Origin of the sequence: Lentzea aerocolonigenes (assembly GCF_000955955.1) — a bacterium.
Classification (GTDB): Bacteria; Actinomycetota; Actinomycetes; order Mycobacteriales; family Pseudonocardiaceae; genus Lentzea; species Lentzea aerocolonigenes_A.
Genome location: NZ_JYJG01000610.1, coordinates 1 through 555, shown reverse-complemented (window position 1 = coordinate 555; position 555 = coordinate 1). Strand labels below are relative to the sequence as shown.

1 protein-coding gene and 1 pseudogene are annotated in these 555 nt (G+C 67.7%); both read left to right on the top strand.

Going from position 1 to position 555, the window contains the following annotated elements:
- Positions 1-220 (top strand): annotated as a pseudogene (locus UK23_RS53495) (carbohydrate ABC transporter permease); the annotation flags it as partial.
- 26 nt (positions 221-246) lie between these two features.
- On the top strand, positions 247-555 hold a 309-nt coding region (locus UK23_RS47860), incomplete at its 3' end, for a LacI family DNA-binding transcriptional regulator (RefSeq protein WP_045318529.1).

The window sequence follows — 555 nt, the reverse complement described above, 5'->3', positions numbered from 1 at the left end:
GAACAACTTCCTGCTGCCCTACGTCATGCTCGCCGACGACCAGACCTTCCCGGTCACCGTGGGCCTCTACAGCCTGCTCCAGCAGGGCGCGAGCAAACCGGCGCTCTACACCCTCGTGATCACCGGTGCGCTGCTGTCGATCATTCCCCTGATCGCGTTGTTCCTCGGTCTGCAGCGCTACTGGCGCATCGACCTGCTGACCGGGGCCGTAAAGTCGTGAGCACCAGCCACCGCAGGTGAGGCCAGATGACGGACACCGCGCCACAACGGCGAGCAAGCGCGCGGACAAAACGCCCGCCGACCATCATCGACGTCGCGGCACACGCCGGCGTCTCCCGCGGCACTGTCTCCCGCGTCCTGCAGGGAGGGCACAACGTCAGCCCGGCCTCCCAGGAGGCGGTCCACACCGCCATCCGCAAGCTCGGCTACGTGGTGAACCGGGCGGCCCGGAGCCTGGTGACCCAGCGCGCGGGCTCGGTGGCTTTCCTGCTGTCAGAGCCCCAGGAACGGTTCTTCGAGGACCCCAACTTCACCACGTTGCTCCGCGGCTGCACC